At 68.6% G+C, this 7,807-nt stretch carries 7 protein-coding genes, 1 tRNA gene and 1 pseudogene; 6 read left to right on the top strand and 3 right to left on the bottom strand.

What is annotated here, in order from left to right; genetic code table 11:
• Window positions 1–150 precede the first annotated feature (150 nt).
• The 5 genes from cysD to I0Q12_RS23465 all read left to right on the top strand — a co-directional run bounded on the left by cysD (window position 151) and on the right by I0Q12_RS23465 (window position 5,536).
• Window positions 151–1,083 (top strand): sulfate adenylyltransferase subunit CysD, encoded by a 933-nt coding sequence (gene cysD / locus I0Q12_RS23485; protein WP_197255237.1) that lies wholly within the window; start codon window positions 151–153, stop codon window positions 1,081–1,083.
• The gene (gene cysC / locus I0Q12_RS23480; protein ID WP_197255235.1) at window positions 1,083–2,960 is read left to right on the top strand and encodes an adenylyl-sulfate kinase; all 1,878 of its coding nucleotides are present in this window, start codon (window positions 1,083–1,085) and stop codon (window positions 2,958–2,960) included. The genes cysD and cysC overlap by 1 nt, the downstream gene beginning before the upstream one ends.
• Window positions 2,957–4,075, top strand: coding sequence for a 3'(2'),5'-bisphosphate nucleotidase CysQ (locus I0Q12_RS23475; protein WP_197255233.1), 1,119 nt, complete (start codon window positions 2,957–2,959; stop codon window positions 4,073–4,075). The genes cysC and I0Q12_RS23475 overlap by 4 nt, the downstream gene beginning before the upstream one ends.
• A gap of 64 nt (window positions 4,076–4,139) precedes the next feature.
• Window positions 4,140–5,138 carry an MBL fold metallo-hydrolase gene (locus I0Q12_RS23470; protein ID WP_197255231.1) on the top strand — a complete coding sequence of 333 codons (999 nt, stop codon included), beginning with the start codon at window positions 4,140–4,142 and terminating at the stop codon, window positions 5,136–5,138.
• A gap of 32 nt (window positions 5,139–5,170) precedes the next feature.
• Window positions 5,171–5,536 (top strand): SgcJ/EcaC family oxidoreductase, encoded by a 366-nt coding sequence (locus I0Q12_RS23465; RefSeq protein ID WP_197255229.1) that lies wholly within the window; start codon window positions 5,171–5,173, stop codon window positions 5,534–5,536.
• Between the two features lie 74 nt (window positions 5,537–5,610).
• Here I0Q12_RS23465 and I0Q12_RS23460 read toward each other — a convergent pair.
• The 3 genes from I0Q12_RS23460 to I0Q12_RS23450 all read right to left on the bottom strand — a co-directional run bounded on the left by I0Q12_RS23460 (window position 5,611) and on the right by I0Q12_RS23450 (window position 7,308).
• Window positions 5,611–5,686: transfer RNA gene (locus I0Q12_RS23460), tRNA-Arg, on the bottom strand.
• A gap of 105 nt (window positions 5,687–5,791) precedes the next feature.
• A complete protein-coding gene (locus I0Q12_RS23455; RefSeq protein WP_197255222.1) occupies window positions 5,792–6,472 on the bottom strand; it encodes a DUF305 domain-containing protein in 681 nt (226 codons plus the stop codon).
• Window positions 6,473–6,474: 2 nt separating this feature from the next.
• On the bottom strand, window positions 6,475–7,308 hold the full coding sequence (locus I0Q12_RS23450; protein ID WP_197255221.1) for a DUF3105 domain-containing protein: 834 nt from the start codon (window positions 7,306–7,308) through the stop codon (window positions 6,475–6,477).
• Between the two features lie 145 nt (window positions 7,309–7,453).
• On the opposite strand from I0Q12_RS23450, the pseudogene I0Q12_RS33650 reads away from it, so the two are divergent.
• Window positions 7,454–7,807, top strand: a pseudogene (locus tag I0Q12_RS33650) (arginine--tRNA ligase); the annotation flags it as partial.

Genomic DNA, 7,807 nt, shown 5'->3' with positions numbered 1-7,807 from the left:
TCGGCGGGCGACGTCCGGAGCGGTGACCGCCGCTCCGGGCCTCCCCCAAACCGTTGACCCCGAATTGAAACTCGTTCTATCGTTTCGATAGTCCGACTTCGACCGAATCGGTACATATTTGGACCGACGTCCCGGGTGGGGAGTACCTCGATGACCACGGCGCAGCCGTCTCGACCACCGTCCTACGAGTTGCCGCCCCTCCGCGCGCTCGAAGCCGAATCCGTGCACATCTTCCGGGAGGTCGCGGCGACCTTCGAGCGGCCCGTGCTGTTGTTCTCGGGCGGCAAGGATTCGGCGGTGATGCTCCACCTCGCCGCCAAGGCGTTCTGGCCCGCGCCGCTGCCCTTCCCGGTGCTGCACATCGACACCGGCCACAACTTCGACGAGGTCGTCGAATTCCGCGACCGGGTCGTCGAGCGACTCGGCCTGCGTCTGATCGTCGCGTCCGTCCAGGACGACATCGACGCCGGCCGCGCCGTCGAGGACACCGGTCCGCACGGCGGCCGCAACCGGCTGCAGACCGGCACTCTGCTGCGTGCCCTGCGCGAAGGTGGCTTCGACGCGGTCTTCGGGGGCGCCCGCCGCGACGAGGAGAAGGCCCGCGCCAAGGAACGCATCTTCAGCTTCCGCGACCGGTTCGGCCAGTGGGATCCCAAGGCGCAGCGACCCGAACTGTGGCACCTGTACAACGGGCGGCACCGCAAGGGCGAGCACATCCGCGTCTTCCCTCTGTCGAACTGGACCGAACTCGACATCTGGTCGTACCTGCGCGACGAGAACATCGACCTGCCGGCGCTGTACTACGCGCACCGCCGGCCCGTCGTCGAACGCGACGGCATGCTCCTGGCGCACACAAGGTTTCTCGCTCTGCGGCCCGGAGAGCAGCCGCGCGAGGCGCTCGTGCGCTTCCGCACCGTCGGCGACGCCACCTGCACCGGCTGCGTCGAATCCACCGCGGCCACCGCCGAACAGGTGGTCGCCGAGGTCGCCGCCAGCCGCGTCACCGAACGCGGCGCCACCCGCGCCGACGACCGGATCTCCGAGGCGGGCATGGAAGACCGCAAGAAGGAGGGGTACTTCTGATGTCCCGACTGCTGCGCATCGCGACCGCCGGCAGTGTCGACGACGGCAAGTCCACGCTGATCGGCCGGCTGCTGTTCGATTCCAAGGCCGTCTTCGAGGATCAACTCGAGGCCGTGGCCCGTACCAGCCGGGACCGCGGCGCCGAACAGACCGATCTGGCGCTGCTCACCGACGGCCTGCGCGCGGAACGGGAACAGGGCATCACCATCGACGTCGCGTACCGCTACTTCGCGACGCCGCACCGCAGCTTCGTCATCGCCGATACGCCGGGACACGAGCAGTACACCCGCAACATGGTCACCGGCGCCTCGACCGCCGACCTCGCGCTGATCCTGGTCGACGCCCGCAAGGGCATCCTCGAACAGACTCGGCGGCATGCCTTCCTGGCGAGTCTGCTCGGGGTGCCGCACCTGGTGCTGTGTGTGAACAAGATGGATCTGGTGGACTGGTCGCAGGAACGGTTCGAGGAGATCTGCGACGAATTCCGGCTCTTCGCAGCCAAACTGGAGATCCACGACCTGTACTTCGTGCCGATCTCGGCGCTGCAGGGCGACAACGTCGTCAGCCGCACCGCGAACATGCCGTGGTACGAAGGGACTTCGCTGCTGCATCACCTCGAACAGGTGCACATCGGGTCCGACCACAACCTCATCGACGCGCGCCTGCCGGTGCAGTACGTCATCCGCCGCAGTGGCGAATTCCGCCGCTACGCGGGCACCGGCGACTTCCGCCGCTACGCGGGCACCGGCGACTTCCGCGGCTACGCGGGCACCGTCGCCAGCGGCGTGTTCAAACCCGGCGACGAGGTGGTCGCACTGCCGTCCGGGTTCGGTACCCGCGTCGAGCGCATCTGGGGTCCCGGCGGAGAACCGCTCGAGCATGCGTTCGCCGACGTCGCCGTGTGCGTCGAACTCGCGGACGAACTCGACCTCGGCCGTGGGGACATGCTGTGCCGGCCCAACAACCGGCCGCTGGTCGGCACCGACATCGATGCCATGGTCTGCTGGCTCACCGAACGCTCGAGCCTCGATCCGGACACCCGCTACACCCTGCTGCACACCACGAAGGCGGTCCATGCCCGGCCTGTGCGGCTCGACTACCGGCTCGACGTCAACACGCTGCACCGCGACGAGACCGCAACCACGCTGAGCCTCAACGAGATCGGGCGCGTACAGCTGCGCACTCAGCAGCCGCTGCTGTTCGATCCGTACCGGCGCAACCGCACCACCGGCAGCTTCGTCCTCGTCGACGAGGCCACCGGCAACACCGTCGCCGCCGGCATGATCACCGGACCCACCCTCGCCGAGACGGGCGCCGTGTGGCACCCCGCCGAGGTCGTCCGCGCCGACCGCGCCACCACGGGCAGGACGGTGTGGCTGACCGGGCTGTCCGCATCCGGAAAGTCCACGGTCGCAGCGGAACTCGAACGAAAGCTGCTCGCGGCGGGAATTCCCGCCTATCGCCTGGACGGCGACAATCTGCGCCACGGACTCAACTCCGACCTCGGATTCGGACCCGAGGACCGCGCCGAGAACGTGCGCCGCGTCGGGGCCGTCGCCCAGTTGATGGCCGACGCCGGCCTCGTCGCGATCTGCTCGCTGATCAGCCCCTTCCGAGCCGACCGCGACCGGATCCGGCAGCAGCACGCCGACGCCGGCATCCCGTTCGTCGAGGTGTTCGTCGACACCCCGCTCGCCGACTGCGAGGCCCGCGACCCCAAGGGCATGTACGCCCGGGCCCGGGCCGGGGAGATCACCGGCTTCACCGGCGTCGACGATCCGTACGAACCGCCACAGAACCCCGACCTGGTGCTCCGCCCCTCCGACGGCGATCCGGTCGCGCAGGCCGCCCGGATCATGGAAGTGTTGATGCCATGACAGACGATGCTGCTCTCGCCGCCGAGATCGCCACGGCGGCAGGAGAACTGTTGCTGACCGTTCGAGCCGCCGAGGCCGACGCCCTGAGCGGGCGCGAACTCGGCCGCCGCGGTGACCACGACGCGAACGTGCTCATCCTCGAAATGCTGGCCGAGCACCGTCCCGGCGACGCCGTGCTGTCCGAGGAATCCGCGGACGATCCGGCGCGCGTCGACGCCGAGCGGGTGTGGATCATCGACCCGCTCGACGGGTCGAAGGAATACGGGATGCTCGGCCACACCGACTGGGCCGTGCACGTCGCGTTGTGGGAGGCCGGTCGCGGCCTGACCGCCGGGGCGGTCGCCCAGCCGGGCCTCGGCGCCGTGTACAGCACCGACGAGGCGCCCGTCGTCGAACGGCGTCCGCTCGGCGAGGGACGTCCCCGCATCGTGGTCAGCGGTAGCCGCCCGCCGGAGTTCGCCGGTGCGGTGGCCCGCGCCGTCGGTGCCGACGTCGTGCGCATGGGTTCGGCGGGCGCGAAGGCGATGGCGGTGCTCCGCGGCGAGGTCGACGCCTATGTTCACGCCGGTGGCCAGTGGGAGTGGGACTCGGCGGCCCCCGTCGCCGTCGCGCAGGCGGCCGGATTGTTCTGCGCGCGGATCGACGGCTCGGAACTCGAATACAACCGCCCCCACCCCTATCTGCCGGATCTGGTGATCTGCCGGCCGGACTGGGCGCCGACGCTCATGGCGGCCGTCGCCGAGCACGCGACCGCGCCGACCGACAGCCCCCGGGTCGCGATGGCTCGGGCCTACATCCGGTCTCTGATCAGCCACGACGCGTCCCACGTCCGCCTGGCCGCCGATGCCTGGCGGGTGGAGAACGGGCAGCGCACCGGCGACACCGGGGCCGAGATCCGGCACCGGCTCGAGCACGGCCCGGAGTACCGGCCGCTCCGCCGGGTGCGGAATCTGACGTTCCACGAGTGGGGCAACAACGTCGTTGCGCGTTTCCTGCTCGAGATAGATACCGGCAGTGGTGCCCACACGACGGTGTCGATCACCGAGCACTTCGACATCCCGGCGGGGGAGATCCGTTCGATTCTCGCGATCATCGAACCCCTCTCCGAAGAATAGTTGAACCCTTTGCGCTAGCTTCGAAGAAAGAAGATGCAGTAGTGCAGATTTCGGAGGCGCAAATATGGAACAACTCAACGAGGCCCGGGACATCGGGGACGGCATCCACGCGATCCCCGTTCCCGTCGCGGACCTGCCGGTCGGCGACACCCAGGTCTACGCAGTCGAGTCCCAACGCGGCGTGATCCTCGTGGACGTGGGGTGGAACAACGACACCTCCTGGAATGCGCTGCAGGCCGGGCTCGCATCGGCCGGCCTGTCGGTGACCGACGTCGAAGGGGTGGTCGTCACGCACTTCCATCCCGACCACGTCGGCCTCACCGGCCGCATCCGCGAAGCGTCCGGATGCTGGGTCGGCATGCACGAAGCGGACTTCGAACAGCTCGGACACATGATGGCCGGCCACGACTGGACGAACCGGGAACTCGACCAGTGGGTCAAGGCCGGGGCGCCCGCCGAGTACATCGAGGAATTCCTCGCCGCCGGCCGTGATCGCGACGGCGTCCCGGACGAGAAACCGGACCGGGTGTTGAAGACCGACGAGATCATCCCGCTCGCCGGACGCACCCTGCGAACCGTGTTCACCCCCGGCCACACCCCGGGCCACGCGTGCTTCTTCATCGAGGAACACGGCATCCTCTTCAGCGGCGACCACGTGCTCGCCAAGACCACCCCGCATGTCGGCGAATTCGACTTCCCCGTGGCCGAACGCGACGCGCTGGGGGAGTTCCTCGACTCGCTGCGCGCCGTCGCGACTCTGCCCGCCCGCCGCACCCTGCCCGCGCACCGGCAGCCCATCGACGATCTCGCAGCCCGGACGGAGGCGCTCGTCGAACACCACGAACGTCGCCTCGACGATCTCTACGAGTCGTTCGGGGACGAGGAGCTGACGTTGTGGCAGGCCACCGAACGCATGACGTGGTACCGGCCGTGGGACGAGACACCGCCGCGCGGCAAGCAGATGGCCATGTCCGAAGGCTCTGCACACATCCGGCACCTCATCGAGCGGGGCCGCGCCCGCCGCGTCCCCGGAACCGATCCGGCGCGGTTCGTCCGCGTGTGACATTCGATCGGACTGCAACGGAGAGGCAGGCGATGACGCCCGACCAGCTCGTCACCGAATTCTGCGCCGCCTGGGCGGAACCGGATCCGGCCGCGCTCGCTGCGTACTTCACCGACGACGCCGTGTACCACAACATTCCGCTGGAGGAGGTCCACGGCCGTGCCGCCATCGAGGAGTACTTCGCCGGGATGGTCGCGACGTTCGGCGGTATCGACTTCCGCATCCATCGCCAGCTCGCGAGCGACAACCTCGTCCTCAACGAGCGCACCGACGTGCTGACCGTCAACGGGCGCACGGTCGAGGTCCCCGTCATGGGCTCGTTCGAGGTGGTCGACGGGAAGATCGCCGCGTGGCGGGACTACTTCGACATGGGCCCGCTCGCGGCGACCACAGGATAGGGATCGGCGACCAGCCCGAAAATTACGAAAAGCAGTAGGCCCCGCTTCGAATTCGAAGCGGGGCCTACTGCTCGTGGTGCCCTCGGCAGGATTCGAACCTGCGACTTCTTGCTCCGGAGGCAAGCGCTCTATCCCCTGAGCTACGAGGGCAATCCGGGCCCACCGGCTGACCGGCGGTGCGGAGTTAGCCTAGCGCATTGTTGCCCATACGCCACATCGCCTGGTCAGCGCGGGTTTTTCGGCCCGGATCGGGGGTCAGTTCATCGGCAGGGGCTGTGCGCCGCGCTCGGCGAGCATCGCCGTCATCAACTCCGACTCGCCGGTCTGCGTATCGACCATCGTCTGCGCCAGCGTCCGTACCGCGGCGACCTCGCCGTGCTCGGCGCCGTACTCCATCATCGGCAACCCGCCCTGGTGGTGCCGCAGCATCAACTGCAGGAACAGCACGTCGAGTTCCGGACCCGACGCGGCCCGCAGCGCCGCCAGTTCCTGCGAGGTCGCCATGCCCGGCATCGGGACCGCCGCGGCGGACGAACCGTGGCCCGCGGCGTGACCGTCGTGCATGGTCTCGCTGTCGTCGCTCATCCACGTCATGTACTCACCGGTGGGCAACGGCGCCTGATTCCACAGCGTCAGCCAGCCCTGCATCTGCCCGACCTGGTTCTGCTGGGTCGTGAGGATGTCGTACGCCAGGTTCTGCACCCGCTGATCCGTCGAACGGGTCAGCGCGATCGACGCCATCTCGATCGCCTGGTTGTGGTGCACGCTCATGTCCTGGGAGAAACCGACGGCCACGGAATCGGCCGCCGGAACCTCCTGCGCATCCCCGCGCGGGATCAGGAAACCGACCAGGAAACCGATCGCGAGCGCAGCAATGATCCCGAGTGCCACGAGGATTCGGCGCTGTCCCGAACCCTGCGAGAAACCGTCGCTCATGGTCAGCTACCCGCCGGAGCCTGCATGTCCGTCTGGACCTCGGCGGAGTCGACCGTTCCGCCGGTCATCGGCACGGCGTCCGGGCCGGGAGCCGACGGATCGAACGGCGGCGGGTTCGCCGGATCGTACGAGCCGGGGATCGTCGCGCAGCTCGCACCGACCTCCGGGTAGGTGTACCGGTTCTGACGCAGCGAGGCGATGAACTGGTCGATCCGCTCGTCGTCGGCGGAATCCACCGTGAGCTGGTGGCCCCACGACTGCAGCGAGATCGGCGAAGCCTGGCCCGGATACGGCGACATCATGGTGTAGGACTTGCCGTCGACCTTCGCGCTGAGCGTCTCGACCCCCGCGGCGTCGACCAGGTCCGGGTTGTACGTGATCCACACCGCACCGTGCTCGAGCGAATGCACCGCGTTCTCCGTACGGATCGCCTCCGGGTAGACGACGCCCGTGCACGTGGCCCAGATCGAGTCGTGCGGACCGCCGAACGGCGGGGTGTGGTCGTAGGCGACCCGCTGGGTGGAATCGATGTGCTGCCCGGCGGGATAGTCGACCGTGACGATGCCCTCGAGCGCGGTCGACGGATCCTGATTCGACTCGGACGGCGTCCACGCAGCCAGCTTCTGCTGATCCTGGTACTTCGGGACGATGCTGACGGCGATCACGGCGATCAGCGCGACGACCGCGACGACGCCACCGATCACCATCCACGGGATCTGACGCTGCTTGGGAAGTCCGCGGCCCCCGCCGCTCTTCTTCGCGGCGGCCGAAATGGCCTTCGCGGACTTGGCGCCGGACTTCTTGCCGGAACCACCGTTAACCGAACCGCTGGGCATCGCTGGTAGCTCTTTCGATCGGATGGACAACATCGGATGGACAACGAGACCGCGGCCCCGGGCCGCGTGCCCCCACAACTGTACGGGCGCGCTCCTGTGGGGCACCGTCGGTGCTCGCAGGGGCCAGCCAATAGGATGAACTCCTGTGACTCCTGCCGACCTTGCCGAATTGCTCCACGGAACCGCTGCGAGGGTGCTCGCCGAGCGTGACCTCGACGTGTCCGTCCTGCCCGAGACCCTCACCGTCGAGCGGCCCCGGAACCCGGAGCACGGCGACTATGCGACCAACGTGGCGATGCAGGTCGCGAAGAAGGCCGGTGTGAACCCGCGCGAGCTCGCAACCTGGCTCGCCGAAGCGCTCACCGCCGCCGACGGCATCGAATCGGCCGAGGTCGCGGGACCGGGCTTCCTCAACATCCGCCTCGCGGCCGACGCGCAGGGCGCGATCGTCGCGAAGGTGCTCACCGAGCTCTCGGCGTACGGCAACTCCGACGCGCTC

The sequence above is a fragment of the Rhodococcus sp. CX genome (assembly GCF_015865005.1).
GTDB lineage: Bacteria > Actinomycetota > Actinomycetes > Mycobacteriales > Mycobacteriaceae > Rhodococcus.
This window is presented reverse-complemented; position numbering and strand designations above follow the sequence as displayed.